This window comes from Arthrobacter wenxiniae, from assembly GCF_013376105.1.
GTDB lineage: Bacteria > Actinomycetota > Actinomycetes > Actinomycetales > Micrococcaceae > Specibacter > Specibacter wenxiniae.
The window spans coordinates 1-17405 of sequence record NZ_JAAMFM010000015.1 but is presented as its reverse complement, the minus strand read 5'-3'; the positions used below and the strand labels follow the sequence as shown (position 1 = coordinate 17405).

Below are 17405 nucleotides of genomic sequence, written 5' to 3'. Positions count from 1 at the left end.
CGCTGGTTGACTAAGCCCATGCCTCCCTTACGTTCACGCACAGTCACCCACGGACGCAACATGGCGGGCGCCCGCGCCCTCATGATGGCCTCCGGCGTTGCCAAGTCCGACATCGGCAAGCCGATTGTCGCCGTCGCCAACTCCTTCACCGAGTTTGTCCCCGGCCACACCCACCTCGCCCCCGTGGGCAGGATCGTCTCCGACGCCATCCACGAGGCAGGCGCCATCGCCCGTGAATTCAACACGATCGCGGTGGACGACGGCATCGCCATGGGCCACGGCGGCATGCTGTACTCGCTGCCCTCCCGCGACCTCATCGCCGACTCCGTGGAGTACATGGTCAACGCCCACTGCGCCGACGTGCTGGTGTGCATCTCCAACTGCGACAAGATCACCCCCGGCATGCTCATGGCGGCCCTGCGCCTGAACATCCCCACCGTCTTTGTCTCCGGCGGGCCCATGGAAGCCGGCCGCGTGACCCTGACCGACGGCTCCATCCGCTCCCTGGACCTGGTCAACGCCATTTCCGACGCCGTTGACTCGTCCGTCTCCGACGCCGACATCGAGCTCATCGAGGCCAATGCCTGCCCGACCTGCGGTTCCTGCTCCGGCATGTTCACGGCCAACTCCATGAACTGCCTCACCGAAGCCATCGGCCTGTCCCTGCCCGGCAACGGCTCGCTGCTCGCAACGCACACCGCGCGCAAGGCGCTCTACGAGCGCGCCGGCGCCACCGCCGTCGAACTGGCCAAGCGCTACTACGAGGACGACGACGACTCCGTGCTGCCGCGCTCGATCGCCAGCTTCGAGGCGTTCGACAACGCCATGGCCCTGGACATCGCCATGGGCGGCTCCACCAACACAATCCTGCACCTGCTCGCCGCGGCGCAGGAGGCGGGCCTGAAGTACGACCTGGACGACATCGACGCGAAGTCGCGCCAGGTGCCGTGCCTGGCCAAGGTGGCCCCGAACGTGGCCGGCGACAAGACGTACTACATGGAGGACGTGCACCGCGCCGGCGGCATCCCGGCCCTGCTGGGGGAACTGAACCGCGGCGGGCTGCTCCACACGAACGTCCGCTCGGTCCACTCCAACGACCTCACCGGATGGCTGGACGACTGGGACATCCGCGGCGGCAAGGCAACCGCGGCTGCCCAGGCCCTGTGGACGGCGGCCCCGGGCGGCCAACGCTCCTCCACCGCGTTCTCGCAGTCGGCCGAGTGGACGTCCCTGGACACCGACGCCGCCGGCGGCTGCCTGCGCGACGTCGCGCACGCGTTCTCCAAGGACGGCGGCCTGGCCGTGCTGCGCGGCAACATCGCGCTGGACGGCGCCGTGGTCAAGACGGCAGGCGTGGACGAATCCATCTGGACGTTCGAGGGCCCGGCCGTGGTGTGCGAATCCCAGGACGAGGCCGTGGAGAAGATCCTCTCCAAGACGGTCAAGGCCGGCGACGTGGTGGTCATCCGCTACGAGGGACCGCGCGGCGGACCGGGCATGCAGGAGATGCTGTACCCGACGTCGTTCCTGAAGGGCCTGGGCCTGGGGAAGGTCTGCGCGCTCATCACCGACGGCCGCTTCTCCGGCGGCACCTCGGGACTCTCCATTGGCCACGTCTCCCCCGAGGCGGCCTCCGGCGGCACCATCGCCCTGGTGCGGGACGGGGACCTCATCCGCATCGACATCCCCAACCGGTCCCTGGAGCTCCTGGTTGACCCGGCCGAGCTGGACGCGCGGCGCGGGCTGCTCGAGGCGACCACCGGCTACCGCCCGGTCGCGCGGGAACGCGAGGTCTCCGCCGCCCTGCGTGCCTACGCCTCCATGGCCACCAGCGCCGACAGGGGCGCCGTCCGGCAGATCCCCGACGACGTGGTGCTCAGGGGCGCCCCGCGGACTGCGGTGCCCGTGGGGTAGCACTACTTCCGGCGGCGTCGAGAACGGGGGATGCCAGGGATCTGCCTCGGCTTGACGCCGCCCTCGCGGCTTGGCGTTGCGGCCGGGAGCTTACGCGGCCCGGGTGCCGTTCGGCAGCTTCCGTTCCGGCGTGCGCAGCGCGCCTTGGCTGGTGGATTCAAGCACGCCTTGGGAAGAGGGTCCGTTCGCGGGCACCTCCGGGTAGGGGATTGCGTCCGCGACCACCACAAAGGGGTTCATGCCCAGCATCCACGCCACGCGGTCCGTGCGCGCGGCCGGCTGCCCAGTCAGCGGCCCGTAACACGCAGAGTCGCTGTACTGGTCCGTGATGCCGGGAGGAAGCACCGGGAAACCGGGATCCGTTGCCCGGGTCCGAGCCATTCGTGCGACCCTCCCCCTAACCGGCCCCCGGCGGGCCTTTGCCCCCTCCTGGGGCGGGGCGGGCGGAACCACGGCGGGCACCCGGCGTCGGGCGGCTGTCCGTCATGTGGACACCGCAATTCCGGATCGGCAGGGCGCCGGGGCTAAACTTGGCTGCAACTGCCCTCCGCGCCATCAATGCCGCGCGAACAATGCCGCCCAGTCCGCGCGCGGCGCTGTTCGGGAGCGAGTGGCAGTGTATGAATTCTTGTAAAGTTGTTGCGTTAGGTTAGCCGATGAGTGTGCACCCATGAGCTTGATCGTCCAAAAGTACGGCGGGTCGTCCGTGTCCGATGCCGCGGGCATCCTCCGTGTTGCCCGCCGCGTGGTGGCGACCCAGAACGAGGGCCACGAGGTGGTCGTGGTGGTCTCCGCCATGGGCGACACGACCGACGAACTGCTGGACCTGGCAAGCGAGGTGGCCGAACACCCCCCGGCGCGTGAGCTGGACATGCTCATGACTGCCGGCGAACGGATTTCCATGGCGCTGCTGGCCATGGGCATCAGCGCCCAGGGCGGCGTGGCGCAGTCCTTTACGGGCAGCCAGGCGGGCATGATCACCGACGGCATCCACGGCAAAGCCCGCATCATCGACGTGGACCCGCACCGCGTGCGCACGGCCCTGGACAAGGGCAAGGTGGCCATTGTGGCCGGCTTCCAGGGCATGAGCCGCACCACCCACGAGATCACCACGATGGGCCGCGGCGGCTCCGACACCACGGCCGTCGCCCTGGCGGCGGCCCTGAATGCGGACGTCTGCGAGATTTACACCGACGTGGACGGCGTGTACACGGCCGATCCCAGGGTGGTCCCCACCGCCCAGAAGATCAGCAAGATCTCCAGCGAGGAGATGCTGGAAATGGCGGCCTCCGGCGCCAAGATCCTGCACCTGCGGTGCGTGGAATATGCCCGCCGCTTTGGCCTGCCCATCCATGTCCGGTCGTCCTTCAGCGACCACGAAGGAACCTGGGTGCTGCCCAGCCCCGACGACAAAATCAAGTTCACAGAAGGAGTTGCCTTGGAGCAGCCCATCATCTCCGGCGTGGCCCACGACCGGTCCGAAGCCAAGGTCACAGTGGTCGGGGTGCCGGACATCCCCGGCAAGGCCGCCATGATCTTCGGCATCATCGCCGGCGCGCACTCCAACATTGACATGATTGTGCAAAACATCTCCACCAAGGGGACCGGCAAGACCGACATCTCCTTCACCCTCCCCATGGTGGAAGGGGAGGACGCGCTCTCAGCCCTGCGCACCAAGCAGGACGAGGTGGGTTTCGAGGACCTGATCTACGACGACAAGATCGGCAAGCTCTCCCTGATCGGCGCCGGCATGCGCTCCAATCCCGGCGTGTCCTACAGCTTCTTCCAGGCACTGTCCGACGCCGGCGTGAACATCGACTTGATTTCCACCTCGGAGATCCGCATTTCCGTGGTGACGCGCGCGGACCTGCTGGACACGGCAGTCCGCGCCGTGCACCAGGCCTTCGGGCTCGACGGCGAGGACGAGGCCACCGTCTACGGGGGCACCGGCCGCTGACCATTCGCTGGGCGTATTAAAAGGGTGCCTGCCGCGTCTTGCCGCGGCCGGCACCCTTTTTGTCCTTCATTCCGCCGGCTCAGGCGGGCTCCTGATCCTTGTCGACGGCGTAGTGGTGCCCGTCGGAATCGGTCCGCTGCTCAAAGTGGGCCAACTGCGCTTCGCTTGCATCTTCAAAGGCATCATGTCGATGCACCACCGGTGCATCCGGGTCTCCCTGGTCCGCGGGGCCAAAGACCTTCTGGAATTTCTCCGTGGCGTGCATGAACCGGGTGACGAACCTCTCGTCGCGTGCCATGATCAACACCCCCTCTCCAGCTGGACGTAGGGTGATCCATGTCTCCTCATCCTAGTTGACCAGCAGTCAAAAAGATAATAAAAACATACCCTAATTGTCCGCGCACAGCCGGTCCCGAAATGGCGTGACGGCGGCTACCGCAGGGACTGGTCGTCGGGGTCCTTGGGCACCAGGTAAGTGGTCCCATCGGCGCGGGCGACGGTGGTCCACTGCTCCGTCGCCGCCTGTTGGCGGGCCAGCAGCTCCTTGTTTTGTGCCGTCATTTCATGGTCCAGCGGACTGCTCTGGGCAGGGCCGAAGATCATGCGCAGGCGGCCGGTAAAACGCATGAACCGCTGGACGCGTGGTTCGTCTGCCATGGGGGATCCTTCATCGTCTTGGGAGGCAATGGGATTCATAGTACCGTCTTACTTAGTGCACTAACTAATGCCGCGCGTGCCGACCCAGGAGATGTTTGTGACTGTCCAGGACAACGACCTGCTGCTGGAACGCCAGCTATGCTTTGGGCTCAGCGTGGCCTCCCGCAGCGTCATCGCCGCGTACAGGCCGGTGCTGGCCAAGTTGTCACTGACCCACCCGCAGTACCTGGTCATGCTGGCCCTCTGGGAACAGGCGCCGCGCCAGGTCAAGGACATCGGCGGGGCCCTCCTGCTCGAACCGGCCACGCTGTCGCCCCTGCTCAAGCGCCTGGAAGCCCTGGGCTACGTCACCCGGCGCCGGTCCGAGGAGGACCGCCGGGCCCTTGCCGTTGACCTGACCCCGGCCGGGGCCGCCCTGCGCGAGAAGGCCCTCTCCGTACCCGGCACCATGCTGGCACGGCTGGGCCTGGACCGCGACTCGGCCATTGCCCTGCACCACAGCATGACCGCGCTGATCGAGGCCGCCACCCGAGCGGACGGCGTGGCGGATAATTAGACCATGACCCCACCGACTCCGCCCCTCGACCGGGACACGTGGCGGGCCCGCGAGGCAGCACACCAGGAGCGGGTGGACCGCTACGCCGCTCCGTACCTGGCCCGCCGGTCCGCCGGCCGGTTGCACCCCGTGGAGGACTTCCTATTCACCTACTACACGCAAAAGCCCGGCCAGCTGCGCCGCTGGCACCCCGGAGCGGGCGTGGTCCTGCAGGGCGCCGGGGAGCGGCTGGGCTGGAAGTTCTACCGCCCGGCGGACGACGCCGGCACCCGGGTTCCGGGGGCACCCGGCCCGGGTGCCGGCGTCGTGCTTGACGCAAAGGCATTGAGGGAACAGCGCAGGGATGCGCTGGAATTTGCCCGGATCATCCTGGGCCGGACAGCCGCGCGGCCCGCACAGTTTGGCTGCTTTGGCCTGCATGAATGGGCCATGGTGTATAAACAGGAGGCCAACGCGGTCCGGCATGAATACCTGGAGCTGCGCCTCGGCGCCGGCGGCACGGACGCCGTGGTCGAGGAGAACCGGATCCGCTGCACACACTTTGACGCCTACCGCTTCTACACGCCGCAGGCGTCGGGGCTCAACGAACTCAGGCCCACGCGGGCGACCCAGCGCGAGCTGGAACAGCCCGGCTGCCTGCACGCCAACATGGACCTGTACAAGTGGGCCTACAAGCTTTCGCCGGCGCTGCCAAGCGAACTGGTCATGGACTGCTTTGAGCTCTCGTGGCGGATCCGCGCCATGGACATGCGGGCCTCACCGTACGACCTTGCCGCGTGGGGCTACCCGCCCATCCCGATCGAGACGGCGGCCGGCAAGGCAGACTATGTGGCCCGCCAGCGCGCCTTCAGCGCCGAGGCGGCAGTGCTGCGGGGCCGGCTCAGCGCGGCGCTGGACGTCCTCGGCGCCGCCCCCTGACAGACCCTCGGTTGCAAGCGGGGCGTTATTCCTCAACCCTCGGTTGCAAGCGGGGCGTTATTCCTCAACCCTCGGTTGCAAGCGGGGCGTTGTTTGACTGCACTCCCGGACCCCTGCGGGAGGATTGATGAGAACCGCCCCGATCGCGCGGGAGGGTCGGCAGAAACCGCCCCGATCGCGCGGGAGCGACGGCAGAAAACGCCCCGATCGCGCGGGAGGGTCGGCAGAAAACGCCCCGATCGCGCGGGAGGGTCGTTCAGGCGAGGTCGGCGGGCTGGGGTGCCAGGCGCTCGGCCATGACGGCGTACCCTGTCGGGGCGCGCGGGAACCGAAACCAGGGGGCAAGTCCTGCCGACGGGTGGGGGCCGCCCCGCCGTGCGGCGAAACGACCCCCGTCAATGTGGTGCTGCTAGGGCGTGACGTGGAAGGCCCCGAAGGAGACCTGCCCGCCGTCCCTGTCCAGCAGGACCAGCGTATCGAGTCCGTTCTTGGTCCCCTCCGGAACCGTGAAGGTGATGGTTCCTTCAGCGTCTGCCAGGAACCAGCCGAACCGCTGCCCGTGCTGGTTCAGGTAGACGTAGCCCCACTGCCTGGCGGGTGCGCCGTGCACCGTGACGGTGTCGCCGACGCTGTACTTGCCGTCCTTCAATCCCAGCTCGACGGGCGGCTGGCCCTTCAGGTTGGCCCTTTCAAGGGACGGCGAGAACGTGGGCTTGGCGGGGACATCAGGCAGCGCCAGCGCGGCCACCGGCAGGTGCGCGGCGGTGGTCTTTGCGCCGTTGTGCCCGGTGGCCGCAACGGTGGATGCCTGGACCTGGCCCGCGGCCAGCTCGTCAGCGGTCACGTCCCGGCTGGACACGAACGTGGCGGACTCGCCCGGCGCCAGGGCGTCGACCGGGGAGCCGGCGCCGGGCGCGGCCACGTCCGTAAGCATCACGTTGCCGGAGTTGGTCACGGTGACGGTGGTTGTGACGGTGTCGCCGGCGTTGGCGAACCCGTCACCGTCGACGTCGTTCCAGGCCACGGAGGCGGTGCCGGTGAGCTGCGGGTTGCGCACCAGCAAGTCCACTTCGTCGCCGGTGATGGTGTAGTTCTGCGTCGCCGCGCCGGTTCCCGTGACCTGCCACGTTGTCACGGGGACGAAAAAGCCGTTGGAGGCTTCCGCCGCCGTCACCACGTGCTTGGGCGTGGTGCAGTTGTAGCTGCCCCACACCGCCAGGGTGAGGAACCGGCAGTTGCCGGCGCCCGGCGGCACGAAGGGTGCCACGTTCCCGGACTGGGGCACCACGGCTTCGGTGATGTTGCCGGTGCTGGCCACGGCGAAGGCGTACGGGACGGAGTCGCCGGCCGCATACGGGTTGGCCGCCAGGTCCCGGCCGGCGTCGTTGCGGGCGCCGGTGATGGCGGCGCCCACAATCGTCTCGGTCGCGCCGCCCGTGATGGTCACGGGAACCGAGGCGCTGAGCACGTGGCCCAGCACGGTGGCCCGGGCCGTGATGCTGGTGCCGCCTGCCTTGGCGTAGGCCGGGATGGTCACGGGAACGGTGACCACCGCCTGGCCGCCCGCCGGAATGGAGGGTAGCTGTGCAGATCCGAATTCCCAACCGGGCTGCGGGGCAAATGTCGCCGTGGCACCGTCGATGGGCGCCGCGGAGGTGTTGGTCACGGTAATGGACGCTGAGACCGTGGCGCCGTTGCTCCCCGTAACGGGCGCTGCCGCCAGGCCGGCGTCGCAGAATGCATCGACCCAGCCGGCGTTGAACTTGCCGAAGGTGATGGTGTTGGAATCGCCCTCGTACAGGATCCCGTAGCTGCCGTCCGAAAGGGCCGTGATGGTGGAATAGCTCATGGTGCCGGGCTTGAACTGCTTGCCGGCGCTCCAGGTGGCGCCGTTGTCGCACGAGTAGCGGACGGTGCCGTTGGAGCGGGACGAGCGGTTGTTGGCATTGGAGAACAGCAGCACCTTGGCGGCTGCGGAACCCTCGGCGGCGTCGGGGAACATGCGGGTCAGACCGGCGTTGTTGGTGGGGTCCACCAAGGCGGAGTCGTAGCTGACTGCACCGTAGCTGGCGCCGCCGTCGGCGGAAATGGCCACCTTGCGCCCGCCGCCGTTGGCGCTGTCGCGCGAATTGAGCATGACGCGCCCGTCGGAGAGCTCCACCACCTTGTTTTCATCCATGCCGGTGCCCACGAAGGCCCCGCGCCGCCACGTCGAGCCGTGGTCGTCCGAAAAGACGCTGTAGGCCTGGATGACGGTGCTCCCGTCGGCCTGCTTGACCTTGCCGGCGTACTGCTGGATCAGACGGCCCTTGTACTGGCCGTACTTGAGCTGGATGCCCTCCCCGGAGGAGGCGAACATGCCCGCGACGCCGCCCACGTTGGCCACGCCGTTGACCGTGGCGCCCGCAGGCTTGGCCACCGAGGTGAGCAGCGGACCGGCGAAGCCCGCGTAGCTGGATCCGGCGGGGTAGGCGGCCGGGACGGGCAGCGACGGCATGTTGGCCGGGTCCGTGGACCAGCTCAGGCCGCCGTCCGTCGAGACGGAGACCTCTGTGCCGATGACCTGGCGGTCGGCGTCGTCGTTGCTGAAGGTGCTGCCGGCAAAGCCCTGGTCCTTGGAGTAGACGTGGAAGTTGAAGATCGTGCCGGTCTCCTTGTCCACCACAAAGCTGGGATCGCTGAAGCCGTAGCGCAGGACCCCGGGGGCCGCGACCTGTCCGCGGGCGATGTAGGTGGGCGCACCCCACGTCCTGCCGCCGTCCGTGCTGCGGCGCTGGACAATCGAGTTGGGCGACGGCGAATCCCCGCCGTCGGGGCGGCCGTCGTAGGCGGCCAGCAGCACGCCGTTGCCGAGGTCCGCCAAGGCCGGGATGCGGTAGTACCTGCCCAGGACGGGATCGATGGCGTTGTCGCCGTTGCTCGCAAGCACCTGCTCCGCATAGCTCGGGGCGGCGGCAGGCACGGCGGCGGCAGGCACGGCGGCCGGGACAGCGCCCAGGGCGGGCGACACCATGGTCGCGAGCAGGCCTGCACTCAGCGCGCCGGCGACGGCAATCCGGGGCCCGCTCTTCCAGCGGCGCAATTTCTCGGTGGACTTCATGTGATCCTTTCGAGCGGCCATCAAGGGGCCGTAATGAATTGGACGAAAGCACATCCCGTTCAAGGTTGTCCCGTCCCGATGACCCGGGAGGTGGGATGTGGTACCACCGTACTATGTGATGGATCACATGGATAGCCGCGCGCAAGAACTCGAGGCAATGTTTCGCCGCCAATGCCGCCCGCCACCGATTCCGGGAGTTGGCAAACACTCGTCTAGAATGGAGGGGCAAGCTCGCGGAGCGCTTCATCTACCGGTTTTCAGGCCGCAATCGCCTGGCCAAGGACGGCGTAAGACGGCACTCCGCGGCCACCCCCTTTTAAACAGGAGTCCAACGGATGCCCCGGATCGTTGTTGATGTCATGCTCAAGCCCGAAATCCTCGACCCGCAGGGAAAGGCCATTGTTGGCGCCCTTCCCCGCCTGGGTTTCAACGCCTTCTCCTCCGTCCGCCAGGGCAAGCGCTTTGAACTGACGGTTGAGGGCGACGTGACCGATGAGATCCTTGCCCAGGCCCGCGAGGCCGCGGAAACCATGCTCTCCAACCCGGTCATCGAAGACGTGGTCAACGTCGAAGTGGTGGCGGACCAGCCATGACTGAAACCCCCCTAATCGGCTCGTACCCGGCGGGCCAGGGCGGCGCGCCCCTGAACGGTGCCCGCATTGGCGTGGTCACCTTCCCCGGCACCCTCGACGACCGCGACGCCGCCCGCGCGGTGCGCGTGTCCGGTGCCACCGCCGTCGAACTGTGGCACGGCGATTCCAGCCTGGGCGGTGTTGACGCCGTCATCATTCCCGGCGGCTTCTCCTACGGCGACTACCTGCGAGCCGGCGCCATCGCGCGGTTCGCGCCACTCATGGCCAAGATTGTGGACGCCGCAAATTCGGACGCGTTGCTGCCCGTTCTGGGCATCTGCAACGGCTTCCAGATCCTGACCGAGGCGCACCTGCTTCCCGGTTCGATGATCAAGAACGACCACCTCAAGTTCCTGTGCCGCGACCAGGTCCTGCGCGTGGAAAACAATGCCACAGCCTGGACCAACGCCTACGCGGCCGGCCAGGACATCACCGTGCCCCTGAAGAACCAGGACGGCCAGTACATCGCCGATGAGAAAACCCTTGACGCCCTCGAGGCCGAGGGCCGCGTGGCCTTCCGCTACGTGGGCGCCAACCCGAACGGCTCGCGCCGGGACATTGCCGGCATCTCCAATGCCGCCGGCAACGTGGTGGGCCTCATGCCGCACCCCGAGCACGCCGTGGAGGCCGGCTACGGCCCGGGCCACACCGGCACCGACGGACTCGGATTCTTCACCTCCGTCCTGAACACGCTTCTGGGAGGCAAGTAAATGTCTGACGTATCCACCGATTCTGCGCAGAAGTTCAACATCGACACCGTTGAAAACGCCGCCGCCACCCCGGACGTCCAGCTGCCCTGGGCCGAGCTGGGCCTGAAGCAAAACGAGTACGACGACGTCGTGAAGGTTTTGGGGCGCCGCCCCACCGGCGCGGAGCTCGCCATGTACTCCGTCATGTGGAGCGAGCACTGCTCCTACAAGTCCTCCAAGAACCACCTGCGCCAGTTTGGCGAGAAGGTCACCGAGGAAATGAAGAAGGACATGCTGGTGGGCATCGGCGAAAACGCCGGCGTCACCAACCTCGGGGACGGCTGGGCCGTCACGTTCAAGATCGAAAGCCACAACTCGCCGTCGTTCGTGGAGCCCTACCAGGGCGCCGCAACCGGCATTGGCGGCATTGTCCGGGACATCATCTCCATGGGCGCCCGCCCCGTGGCCGTCATGGACCCGCTGCGCTTTGGCGCCATCGACCACCCGGACACGGCCCGCGTCATGCACGGCGCCGTGGCGGGGATCGGCGGCTACGGCAATTCCCTGGGCCTGCCGAACATTGGCGGCGAGATGGTCTTTGACCCGATCTACCAGGGCAACCCGCTGGTCAACGCGCTGGCCGTGGGCGTCATGCGCCACGAGGACATCCGCCTCGCCAACGCCTCCGGCCTGGGCAACAAGGTGGTCCTGTTCGGCGCGCGCACCGGCGGCGACGGCATTGGCGGCGCCTCCGTGCTGGCGTCGGAGTCGTTCGACTCGACCAAGCCGTCCAAGCGCCCCGCCGTCCAGGTGGGCGACCCCTTCGCCGAGAAGGTGCTGATCGAATGCTGCCTGGAGCTGTTCAAGGGTTCCCTGGTGGAGGGCATCCAGGACCTCGGCGCCGCGGGCATCTCCTGCGCCACCAGCGAGCTGGCCTCCAACGGCGACGGCGGCATGGAGGTCGAGCTGACATCCGTGCTGCTGCGCGACCCCACCCTGACCCCGGGTGAGATCCTCATGTCCGAGTCGCAGGAACGCATGATGGCCGTGGTCTCCCCCGGCAACGTGGCCGCGTTTGAGGCCGTCATGGACAAGTGGGCCGTGGAGTACTCCTGGCTCGGCGAGGTCACGGGCACCGGCCGCCTCATCATCAAGTGGGAGGGCGAAGTCATCGTCGACGTGGACCCGCGCACCGTGGCGCACGACGGCCCCGTCTATGATCGCCCGTACGCCCGCCCCGACTGGCAGGACGCCCTCCAGGCGGACACCTTCACCGGTTCCGTGCAGGACGCCGGGCGCCCCGCCACCCCGGAGGAGCTCAAGGCCGCCGTGCTGGAGCTCATCGCCTCCCCCAACATGTGTTCCAAGGACTGGATCACCAACCAATACGACCGCTACGTGGGCGGCAACACGGCCATGGCGTTCCCGGACGACGCCGGCGTGGTCCGCGTGGACGAGGAGACCGGCCTGGGCGTGGCCCTGGCCACCGACGCCAACGGCCGCTACACCTTCCTGGACCCGTACCACGGCGCGCAGCTGGCCCTGGCCGAGGCCTACCGCAACGTCGCCACCTCCGGCGCCATCCCCATGGCGGTCTCCGACTGCCTGAACTTTGGCTCCCCCGAGGACCCGGACGTCATGTGGCAGCTGGCCGAGGCCATCCGTGGCCTGTCCGACGCCTGCATGGAGCTCGGCATCCCGGTCACGGGCGGCAACGTCTCGCTGTACAACCAGACGGGCAGCACGCCGATCCACCCCACCCCCGTGGTGGCCGTGCTGGGCAGGTTCGACGACGTTGCCCGCCGCACGCCGTCGGGCTGGGCCGAGGACGGGCAGGCCATCTACCTGCTGGGCACCACGGCCGCCGAGCTGGACGGCTCCGAGTGGGCCAATCTCCGCGGCCACCTGGGCGGCGCCGCGCCGAAGGTGGACCTGCAGCGTGAACGGGAACTGGGCGAGATCCTGATCAACGCCTCCCGCGACGGCATGGTCGACGCCGCGCACGACCTCTCCGAAGGCGGCCTGGCAGCTGCCCTGGTGGAGTCCTCGCTCCGTTTCAACACCGGTGCCCGCGTGGCCTTGGACGAGGTTGCCGCCCGTGACGGCGTTGACACCTTCACCATGCTGTTCTCAGAGACGCAGGGACGCGCCATTGTGGCCGTTCCGCGCAGCGAAGAGGTCCGCTTCAACGACATGTGCACCGCCCGCCGCTTCCCGGTCTCCCGGATCGGCGTGGTGGACGCGGCCGGCGGGGCCCTGGACATCCAGGGCCTGTTCACCGTCCCGCTGGACGAGCTCCGCGAGGCGCACGAGGGGACCCTTCCGAAGCACTTCGGCTAGTCCCCAAACTGTGACGCAGCAGGTGCACGAATTCGGCGAATTCCGCACACCTGCTGCGTCACAGTTGCTTAAACGAGGGACCGGGCCGCCTGCAGGTAGGACCTCGTGACGTTGCGCTGGGTCAGCTTCGTCACCGGCGAGCCCAGCCTGAACAGCAGCCCGGACGGCTTGCTGAACGCCAGGAGGCGGAAGTAGACGCCGCCGTCGGACGCCTTCATGGCGAGGAAGGCCTCCTCGCCGAGCGCCGGATGGCCGGGCAGCGTGCCGTAGCCGAACCCTGCCAGCTCCACCTCGGTGCCGTCGCTGCGCAGCACGCCGGTGCGCTCCAGCGCCCAGACCACCTGGCACGGGACCGGCAGCCGGAGGTCCCCGACGCCGAAGCCGCTCACCACCCGTGCCCCGGCCACGGCGCGCGGGGGAGCTGAGACACGCAGGCCCGCGCGCCGTTGGATCTGCCAGCTCATGATTCCCTCGGCCAGCGCCTTGAACGCTTCGTCGCCGGAACCCACGCGGATCTGCCGGTCCACGTGGTCAAAGCCGTCCGGCCACGTGCCGGAGCCCGTCGGTTCCTCGGCAATGAGGCGCGTCCTGCCCAGTTCCGGATAAAACAAGCCGTCGCGGCTAGCCTTTGGCAACACGCGCGCTCCAGTCCAAGGCTGCCTGTTGCTTTTTGGTCATCCCGGCCACCACCAGGTCGTAGGAATCCTCCAGCATGTCCAGCACCGTGCCAGCGTCCACCACCGAGCAGTCCACCGTGTTCCAGTGCCGCTTGTTCAGGTGGTAGCCGGGGACGATGCCCGGGTTGGCGGAGCGCAGCTGGGCGGCCAGCAGGGGGTCGCACTTCAGGCTGATGGACAGTACAGGCTGGTTGAAGTCGCCCAGCGCAAACACCTTTCCCGCCCGGCTGTCCCCGTCGCTGGGGGCCCTGACCTTGAAGACGGACGTTTCCGGCCCAAAGGGAAAGTCCTCGTAGCTGCCGGGAAACCTTAGGGCCGCGGCCCGGAGCCCGTCCGCACCGAGGCTCATGGCGCGGCCGTTCCGGGCTTCTTCACGGCGTACGTGAGCTGGGCAAACTGGCCGAACATGCCGGCGCTGCGCAGTTCCAGCCGGTCCGGACCGAGATTGCGCGGGAGCAGCGGCGCGCCGCCGCGAAGCAGTGCGGGGGCCATGGTCACGACCAGCTCGTCGAGGGCGCCGATGTCCAGGAACTGGCCGGCCAGCCCGCCCCCGCCCACCACCCAGACATCCAGGGCACCGGCGTCCGCGATGATGCCCGGCAGGGCGTCCGCAACGGCGCCGGAAACAAACCTGACGTCGGCGCCGTCGGGCACGGGCAGCTCGCGGGAGGTGAACACATAGGTCGGCCTGTCCCCGTAGTATTGCTGCCACTTGGCAGGGTTCTCCAACAGCTTTTCCTCGCGCAGCACCCACTCGTAGGTGGTGGATCCCTCCACAAAAACACCCATCCCCGCCATGAACGCCGCAATGTCCGGGGAGCCGGCGTCGTCCACGGCAAAGAGCCAGGCGAGCGAGTTGTCGTCGTCGGCCAGGTACCCGTTGAGCGTGCTGGCCGTGTAGTACACAATGCGGGTCATGGGTTCCACGCTACCTGAACCATGCCGATGCGCGGCGACGAAATCACCCTGTGCAAAACGCCCCCAGGGGCGCCGAACGCAGCACCGCCAGGGCGCGCCGCTCCGTCAGGACTTCGGCCGCGTCCTGCCGGGAAATATCCATGCTTCCGTTCTCCTTGTCCAGCTGTCCCGCGTCCGCACGGGCCGTCATTTCACGCCGAGGTAGTCTTCCAGCAGCACAACTTTCAGTCCGGCAGCCTTCTGCGCCTTCATGAAGGCCGCCAGGTCGGCCGGAAATTCGGGCCGGAAGTGGATCAGCACGATGTCCCCCGGACGAAGTGCACCGCCCACCTGGTACTGCATGGACCGTGCGTTCGCCTTCGCCTTCCAGTCCACGATGGCCCTCATGCCGCATTCGGCCGCGGCCCTGCGCACGGCCTCGGTGTACGGGCCGCCCGGCGGGCGGAAGAGCACCGGGCGCCGGCCGAAGTACTTTTCCTCATAGTCCGCCATGCCGCAGATCTCCGCCTTGACCTGGTCGTAGGGGAGGCCGATGAAGCCCAGGTTGTGGGTCATGGTGTGGTCTTCAATGAGGTATCCGGCGTTGAGGTAGGCGTGGTAGAAGGCAGCATGCCCGGCAATGAAGGTGTGCGCCAGGAACAGCGAGGCCTTGATGCCATTCTTCTCCAGCAGCGCCAGGTCCGATTCCCGCTTCACCGCACCGTCGTCAATGGTCAGGAACACCACCTTTTGCCCGGTGGGGATGCTGGTGATGACCGGGACCATGCCGTTTTCAATCGGCGGCAGCGTGTAGTCCGGCACCAGTGTCCCCAGGGTGCTGTGGCGCCCCGTCCTCGGGTCCACCGTGTCGGCCGCCGGCGCGGACGACGCCGGAACGCCCGTTGCGCCGGGGCCCGCGGCTGCCGCCGTGGCTGCCGCCGTGGCTGCGCCGGGCGCCGTCGTGACTCCGGCGGACAAGCGAAGGGCCCCGACGGCGAGTGCGGCGAGGACTGCCACCACCGCGCCCAGGACAATCCAGCGGGAGGTGTTGGTCGCGGTGCGGAGGTGGTGGGGCATGGGCGTCCTTCGGTGGTGTCTAGAGCCCCAGCATTCCGGCCTCGATCTTGGGGCAGGTGTCCATGACGACGTCCAGCCCGGCGTCGGCGGCCCGTTGGGCGGCGGCCTCGTCGATGACGCCCAGTTGCAGCCACACGGCCTTGGCACCCACGGCAATGGCCTGGTCCACCACTGACCCTACCTTTGACGAATTGACGAAGCAGTCAACGACGTCAATGTTTCCGGGAACGTCGGCCAGGGCCTTGTACCCCTTGGCGCCGTGAACGTCGTCGCCCTTCAGGCTCACCGGGATGATCTCCTGGCCCAGGTCCCGCTGCAGGAACAGCGACACGCCCAAGGCGGCACGCAGCGGGTTGTTGGACAGCCCCACCACGGCCCAGCGGCCCGGGGTGGTCAGCAGGCGGCGGACGGTGGCGGGATCGTTGACGTGGGCCATGTCTCCAATATTAGGCCGCCACGGCGCAAGCGGAGGGATGACCGCGCCCAACGGGCCGTGACGGTATGGGGGTCAGTGGTTAGGCGACGCTGAAGGACTCGTCGGCGCCGGGGCGGTCGTTGTCCCCGGTGTCGGTTTCGGGTTCCTCATCCTCGTCGTCGTCAAGGTCGTCGAAGTCCACGTAGTCGTCGCTGGTCAGCTCCTCCGTGTAGAGGGACCAGAACTCGTTGGGGCCGGCCGCCGGCGGGTCCAGGACCTTCAGCTGGGATTCGAAGGACTTCCTGACCGCCGAGAATTCCTCGTCGTCCTCCGGGCCGGGTGCGTCGCGGTCAATGGAGCCCCAGGCGGACACGATGCGGACGAAGGTGTCCAGGCTGGAGGCAATGAGGGATTCGTCGTCCTCGCAGACAAAGAGCACCGAGCCCTTCTTGCGGTCGACCACCACAAACTGGAAGTCGTCGTCGTTGCACACCACGGCGCGTCCGGCGGGATCGTTGTGGTACGGGGGCTTCAGCCAGGTGCCATCCATCGGCATGTCCTCCAACGCCGAGGGGTGCAGCGGCTCAAGCGCCGCCCAAATTCTGGAATCGTTCATGGCTTCCTCCTGCCCTTAATCCCGACACTAACCACCGGGAACCGTGCCGTCAATGGAATATTTCTACCGGGCCGGAACCACCGCCGCATTACTCTCAAAGCGCCGGTTGCGCAGCACCGGCAGGAATTCGCGCACTTCCTCGATGCGCTTGTGCGTCACGTCCGCCGTGGCCACGCCCTCCGCCTCCTCCTCCAGGAAGTCCTGCGGAATGCCCATGGGGTCCAGCACCGCCGAGTGGCCGATGCAGTGGTCGCTGGAGGTGCCGGCCGCCGCAATCCACACCGTGTTTTCAATGGCGCGCGCCTTCAGCAGCGTCTCCCAGTGCTCCACCTTGTGGTCCCCCTTGAACCACGCCGCGGCGACGCAGATCAGGTCCGCCCCCGCCAGTGCCAGCGCCCGCGCTTCCTCCGGGAAGCGGATGTCGTAGCAGGTCATGATGCCCACCCGGAAGCCGCCGATGTCCACAAGGGTCACCCCGTTGTCGCCGGGCTTGATCTTCCGCGACTCCTGGTAGGAGAACGCATCATAAAGGTGCAGCTTGCGGTAGGTGCCCAGGATTGCCCCGTCCTCGTCCACGGCCACCAGCGTGTTGTAGGGGCGCGCCTCGCCGCTGGATTCGTACCCGCCGGCAACCACGGCGATGCCAACGTCCGCCGCGATGCGGGAGATGCCCTGGACAAAGGTGGTCCATTCCGCGTCCACGGCGGCCGCGAACTCGCCCGCCACGCGGCCCACGGAAAACATGGATTCCTCGGGGAAGACAATCAGGCGCCCGCCGTCCGCCCGGGCCTCCGCGGCCAGCCGGCGCATGACCGCCAGGTTCCCGGCCACCTCGCCGCCCGGGTTGAACTGTCCAACGCTGACCTTCATGACTTCTTCCTTACCGTGGGTTGACTTACCTCCAGCGTAGTCTTCCCGGCCCCCAAAAAAGGAGGGGCGACGGCGGAACGTGAGTTCCGC

General features: G+C 67.9%; 18 protein-coding genes. 7 read left to right on the top strand and 11 right to left on the bottom strand.

The window, feature by feature from the left end:
* The first annotated feature begins 18 nt into the window (after nucleotides 1–18).
* Nucleotides 19–1914, top strand: coding sequence for a dihydroxy-acid dehydratase (gene ilvD, locus G6034_RS11080; protein WP_176635178.1), 1896 nt, complete (start codon nucleotides 19–21; stop codon nucleotides 1912–1914).
* A 90-nt stretch (nucleotides 1915–2004) separates the two neighbouring features.
* On the opposite strand, the gene G6034_RS11075 is transcribed toward ilvD, so the two are convergent.
* The gene (locus G6034_RS11075; RefSeq protein ID WP_176635177.1) at nucleotides 2005–2295 is read right to left on the bottom strand and encodes a hypothetical protein; all 291 of its coding nucleotides are present in this window, start codon (nucleotides 2293–2295) and stop codon (nucleotides 2005–2007) included.
* Between the two features lie 289 nt (nucleotides 2296–2584).
* On the opposite strand from G6034_RS11075, the gene G6034_RS11070 reads away from it, so the two are divergent.
* Entirely contained in the window at nucleotides 2585–3871 is a 1287-nt protein-coding gene (locus G6034_RS11070) for an aspartate kinase (RefSeq protein ID WP_176635176.1), read from the top strand.
* 79 nt (nucleotides 3872–3950) lie between these two features.
* On the opposite strand, the gene G6034_RS11065 is transcribed toward G6034_RS11070, so the two are convergent.
* Entirely contained in the window at nucleotides 3951–4169 is a 219-nt protein-coding gene (locus tag G6034_RS11065) for a hypothetical protein (protein WP_176635235.1), read from the bottom strand.
* A 134-nt stretch (nucleotides 4170–4303) separates the two neighbouring features.
* Entirely contained in the window at nucleotides 4304–4528 is a 225-nt protein-coding gene (locus tag G6034_RS11060) for a hypothetical protein (RefSeq protein ID WP_176635175.1), read from the bottom strand.
* Nucleotides 4529–4619: 91 nt separating this feature from the next.
* On the opposite strand from G6034_RS11060, the gene G6034_RS11055 reads away from it, so the two are divergent.
* Both G6034_RS11055 and G6034_RS11050 read left to right on the top strand, forming a co-directional pair.
* Nucleotides 4620–5084, top strand: coding sequence for a MarR family winged helix-turn-helix transcriptional regulator (locus G6034_RS11055; protein WP_176635234.1), 465 nt, complete (start codon nucleotides 4620–4622; stop codon nucleotides 5082–5084).
* A gap of 3 nt (nucleotides 5085–5087) precedes the next feature.
* Entirely contained in the window at nucleotides 5088–6002 is a 915-nt protein-coding gene (locus G6034_RS11050) for a 3-methyladenine DNA glycosylase (protein ID WP_176635174.1), read from the top strand.
* Nucleotides 6003–6411: 409 nt separating this feature from the next.
* Here G6034_RS11050 and G6034_RS11045 read toward each other — a convergent pair whose 3' ends face one another.
* Nucleotides 6412–9102, bottom strand: a complete 2691-nt coding sequence (locus tag G6034_RS11045) for an exo-alpha-sialidase (RefSeq protein WP_176635173.1) — start codon at nucleotides 9100–9102, stop codon at nucleotides 6412–6414.
* A gap of 335 nt (nucleotides 9103–9437) precedes the next feature.
* On the opposite strand from G6034_RS11045, the gene purS reads away from it, so the two are divergent.
* From purS to purL, 3 genes are read left to right on the top strand one after another with little or no spacing between them, the layout of a single operon-like run.
* Nucleotides 9438–9695, top strand: coding sequence for a phosphoribosylformylglycinamidine synthase subunit PurS (gene purS / locus G6034_RS11040; RefSeq protein WP_176635172.1), 258 nt, complete (start codon nucleotides 9438–9440; stop codon nucleotides 9693–9695).
* The gene (gene purQ, locus G6034_RS11035) at nucleotides 9692–10444 is read left to right on the top strand and encodes a phosphoribosylformylglycinamidine synthase subunit PurQ (protein WP_176635171.1); all 753 of its coding nucleotides are present in this window, start codon (nucleotides 9692–9694) and stop codon (nucleotides 10442–10444) included. The genes purS and purQ overlap by 4 nt, the downstream gene beginning before the upstream one ends.
* Complete coding sequence (gene purL, locus G6034_RS11030) at nucleotides 10445–12763, top strand: phosphoribosylformylglycinamidine synthase subunit PurL (protein WP_176635170.1); 2319 nt, start codon at nucleotides 10445–10447, stop codon at nucleotides 12761–12763.
* Between the two features lie 68 nt (nucleotides 12764–12831).
* On the opposite strand, the gene G6034_RS11025 is transcribed toward purL, so the two are convergent.
* The 7 genes from G6034_RS11025 to G6034_RS10995 form a co-directional block, all read right to left on the bottom strand.
* The gene (locus tag G6034_RS11025; RefSeq protein WP_343038023.1) at nucleotides 12832–13401 is read right to left on the bottom strand and encodes a DUF1990 domain-containing protein; all 570 of its coding nucleotides are present in this window, start codon (nucleotides 13399–13401) and stop codon (nucleotides 12832–12834) included.
* Entirely contained in the window at nucleotides 13385–13789 is a 405-nt protein-coding gene (locus tag G6034_RS11020) for an MmcQ/YjbR family DNA-binding protein (RefSeq protein ID WP_176635169.1), read from the bottom strand. The genes G6034_RS11025 and G6034_RS11020 overlap by 17 nt, the downstream gene beginning before the upstream one ends.
* Nucleotides 13786–14358, bottom strand: a complete 573-nt coding sequence (locus G6034_RS11015) for a dihydrofolate reductase family protein (RefSeq protein ID WP_176635168.1) — start codon at nucleotides 14356–14358, stop codon at nucleotides 13786–13788. Before G6034_RS11015 ends, G6034_RS11020 begins: the two co-directional genes overlap by 4 nt.
* A 186-nt stretch (nucleotides 14359–14544) precedes the next feature.
* On the bottom strand, nucleotides 14545–15414 hold the full coding sequence (locus G6034_RS11010; RefSeq protein ID WP_176635167.1) for a polysaccharide deacetylase family protein: 870 nt from the start codon (nucleotides 15412–15414) through the stop codon (nucleotides 14545–14547).
* Nucleotides 15415–15433: 19 nt separating this feature from the next.
* Nucleotides 15434–15850, bottom strand: a complete 417-nt coding sequence (locus G6034_RS11005) for a CoA-binding protein (RefSeq protein ID WP_176635166.1) — start codon at nucleotides 15848–15850, stop codon at nucleotides 15434–15436.
* Between the two features lie 79 nt (nucleotides 15851–15929).
* A complete protein-coding gene (locus G6034_RS11000) occupies nucleotides 15930–16445 on the bottom strand; it encodes an SUKH-4 family immunity protein (RefSeq protein ID WP_176635165.1) in 516 nt (171 codons plus the stop codon).
* 63 nt (nucleotides 16446–16508) lie between these two features.
* Nucleotides 16509–17315 (bottom strand): carbon-nitrogen hydrolase family protein, encoded by an 807-nt coding sequence (locus G6034_RS10995; RefSeq protein WP_176635164.1) that lies wholly within the window; start codon nucleotides 17313–17315, stop codon nucleotides 16509–16511.
* Nucleotides 17316–17405 lie beyond the last annotated feature (90 nt).

Excerpts from the sequence above, each read along its gene's own strand:
- ilvD (WP_176635178.1), top strand. The coding sequence starts at position 19 with ATGCCTCCCTTACGTTCACGCACAGTCACCCACGGACGCAACATGGCG.
- G6034_RS11075 (WP_176635177.1), bottom strand. The coding sequence starts at position 2,295 with ATGGCTCGGACCCGGGCAACGGATCCCGGTTTCCCGGTGCTTCCTCCC.
- G6034_RS11070 (WP_176635176.1), top strand. The coding sequence starts at position 2,585 with ATGAGCTTGATCGTCCAAAAGTACGGCGGGTCGTCCGTGTCCGATGCC.
- G6034_RS11065 (WP_176635235.1), bottom strand. The coding sequence starts at position 4,169 with ATGGCACGCGACGAGAGGTTCGTCACCCGGTTCATGCACGCCACGGAG.
- G6034_RS11060 (WP_176635175.1), bottom strand. The coding sequence starts at position 4,528 with ATGGCAGACGAACCACGCGTCCAGCGGTTCATGCGTTTTACCGGCCGC.
- G6034_RS11055 (WP_176635234.1), top strand. The coding sequence starts at position 4,620 with ATGTTTGTGACTGTCCAGGACAACGACCTGCTGCTGGAACGCCAGCTA.
- G6034_RS11050 (WP_176635174.1), top strand. The coding sequence starts at position 5,088 with ATGACCCCACCGACTCCGCCCCTCGACCGGGACACGTGGCGGGCCCGC.
- G6034_RS11045 (WP_176635173.1), bottom strand. The coding sequence starts at position 9,102 with ATGAAGTCCACCGAGAAATTGCGCCGCTGGAAGAGCGGGCCCCGGATT.
- purS (WP_176635172.1), top strand. The coding sequence starts at position 9,438 with ATGCCCCGGATCGTTGTTGATGTCATGCTCAAGCCCGAAATCCTCGAC.
- purQ (WP_176635171.1), top strand. The coding sequence starts at position 9,692 with ATGACTGAAACCCCCCTAATCGGCTCGTACCCGGCGGGCCAGGGCGGC.
- purL (WP_176635170.1), top strand. The coding sequence starts at position 10,445 with ATGTCTGACGTATCCACCGATTCTGCGCAGAAGTTCAACATCGACACC.
- G6034_RS11020 (WP_176635169.1), bottom strand. The coding sequence starts at position 13,789 with ATGAGCCTCGGTGCGGACGGGCTCCGGGCCGCGGCCCTAAGGTTTCCC.
- G6034_RS11015 (WP_176635168.1), bottom strand. The coding sequence starts at position 14,358 with ATGACCCGCATTGTGTACTACACGGCCAGCACGCTCAACGGGTACCTG.
- G6034_RS11010 (WP_176635167.1), bottom strand. The coding sequence starts at position 15,414 with ATGCCCCACCACCTCCGCACCGCGACCAACACCTCCCGCTGGATTGTC.
- G6034_RS11005 (WP_176635166.1), bottom strand. The coding sequence starts at position 15,850 with ATGGCCCACGTCAACGATCCCGCCACCGTCCGCCGCCTGCTGACCACC.
- G6034_RS11000 (WP_176635165.1), bottom strand. The coding sequence starts at position 16,445 with ATGAACGATTCCAGAATTTGGGCGGCGCTTGAGCCGCTGCACCCCTCG.
- G6034_RS10995 (WP_176635164.1), bottom strand. The coding sequence starts at position 17,315 with ATGAAGGTCAGCGTTGGACAGTTCAACCCGGGCGGCGAGGTGGCCGGG.